This window comes from Calothrix sp. CBUCES-K 9914 (assembly GCF_059640475.1).
Genome location: NZ_JBXXZH010000509.1, coordinates 1 through 2,255, shown reverse-complemented (window position 1 = coordinate 2,255; position 2,255 = coordinate 1). Strand labels below are relative to the sequence as shown.

At 42.3% G+C, this 2,255-nt stretch carries 2 protein-coding genes; both read left to right on the top strand.

Going from position 1 to position 2,255, the window contains the following annotated elements:
• On the top strand, positions 1–1,206 hold a 1,206-nt coding region (locus AC2JBO_RS44590), incomplete at its 5' end, for a methyl-accepting chemotaxis protein (RefSeq protein WP_496960026.1).
• Between the two features lie 195 nt (positions 1,207–1,401).
• On the top strand, positions 1,402–2,255 hold an 854-nt coding region (locus AC2JBO_RS44585; protein ID WP_496960025.1), incomplete at its 3' end, for an Hpt domain-containing protein.

The window sequence follows — 2,255 nt, the reverse complement described above, 5'->3', positions numbered from 1 at the left end:
AAACAAATTCGTCGCACTACCAAAGATTTACAAAATCAATTTGACTCTGTACGTCAAGGTAATTTGGGTGTACAAGCTACTGTATATTCTGAAGATGAGTTTGGACAGTTGGCTGCGGGTTTTAATGAGATGACCCGTGTGATTTTTACTACGACGAGTGAAGCTACACGCAAGGCGCAAGAACAAGAAGAAGCCAAAGAAAATTTGCAACGCCAGGTTATTCGGTTACTCGATGATGTGGAAGGCGCCGCACGGGGTGACTTAACGGTGCAAGCTGAAGTAACAGCGGACGTTCTAGGCGCCGTTGCGGATGCTTTTAATTTAACGATTCAAAACCTAAGAGATATTGTACAACAAGTTAAAGTTGCGGCAAAAGAAGTTACGAAAGGCGCCACAAATTCTGAAACGTTTGCACGCGCGCTTTCAACAGACGCATTACGACAAGCTGAAGAACTCGCTGTGACTCTTAACTCTGTACAGGTAATGACAGATTCTATACAACGTGTGGCAGAAGCTGCACGGGAAGCGGAAACTGTCGCGCGCGATGCTAGTTCTATTGCTCTGAAGGGTGGAGAAGCTGTTGAAAACACCGTTGCGGGTATTTTAGAAATTCGAGAAACAGTTGCAGAAACCACGCGCAAAGTAAAAAGGTTGGCAGAGTCTTCGCAAGAAATTTCTAAAATTGTGGCATTAATTTCTCAAATTGCTTCGCGAACAAATTTACTTGCTTTGAACGCGAGTATTGAAGCAGCACGCGCGGGAGAAGCAGGACGAGGATTTGCAATTGTAGCAGATGAAGTGAGGCAATTAGCGGATAAATCAGCGAAGTCTTTAAAAGAGATAGAACAAATTGTAATGCAAATTCAAAGCGAAACGAGTTCTGTAATGACAGCGATGGAAGAAGGTACACAACAGGTTATTACTGGAACCAAACTTGCCGAAGAAGCAAAACGTTCCCTCGATAATATTATCCAGGTTGCCAACCGTATCGATATATTAGTGCGTTCCATCACCGCTGACACAGTAGACCAAACCGAAACATCGCGCGCGGTTGCTTTCGTTATGCAGTCTGTGGAGTTAACTGCACAGGAAACTTCCCAAGAAGCACAGCGAGTAAGTGGTGCTTTACAACACCTAGTTGGAGTATCGCGCGACCTTATTGCGTCAGTGGAACGGTTCCGTGTTGAAACTGCTGAGTCAAGATAAAGAGTGCTGAGTGCTGAGTGCTGAGTGCTGAGTAGGAAGAGGAGAAGAGAGTTAAAGAGTTATAATTTTTAATTTATTATTCCTTACTTCTTACTTCTTACTCCTTACTCCTTACTCCTTACTTCTTACTCCTCACTCCTTACTCCTTACTTACTCAGCACTCAGCACTCAGCACTCATTACTAAAAAAAAGATTATGTTACCTGAACAACAACAACGTATATTAGGCTATTTTATAGAAGAAGCTAGAGACCATTTAAATACGATTGAGCAAGGTTTGCTGAATTTGCAGTCAACTTTAAATGACCCGGAAATGATCAACGAGGTTTTCCGCGCGGCTCACTCGATTAAAGGTGGCGCCGCGATGTTAGGATTGAGTAGTATTCAGCGAACCTCACACCGTTTAGAGGACTGCTTTAAGGTGTTGAAGGAAAATCCAATTACTGTTGACCAAAAGTTGGAGTCGCTGTTTCTTGGTGTTTCTGATACTTTAAAAGCTTTGTTAGAACATCTTTCTGGCCCGTTTGGTCTCTCGGAAGAAGCTGCTAACACTTTGATGAGTGAAGCTGAACCTGTTTTTGGATGGCTCAATGAACATTTAGAGTCTCTTTTGAGTACTACTGGTGGTACTAATATTAAGGTTAGTACTTTACACGAACCTGAACAAGTACCTGTTGTTAATACACCTGTTCCAAGTGCAATTGATTGGCAGCAGTTTCAAAATCAGGTGCTACAAAAGTTACGCGATATGTTACAGTTGTTCAAGCAAGATGCTACGACTGCTTCTCGTAAGGGTTTATCTGCTTGCTGCGAATATCTGGCTGTGATTGGTAATGATTTAAAGTTAACTAGCTGGTGTCACTTGTGTAAAGGCGCCGCAAGAGCAGTCGAAAATCCTGATAATAGTTATTTGACGCTGGCAAAGGTTATAATAACAGAGATTAAAGCAGCACAAGAGTTGGTATTGGCTGGAAGAGACTCAGAAATTACTATCAGTCCACAGTTGGAAGTTCTCATATCTTTACCAGATATTGAACTGTTGGAATTAAG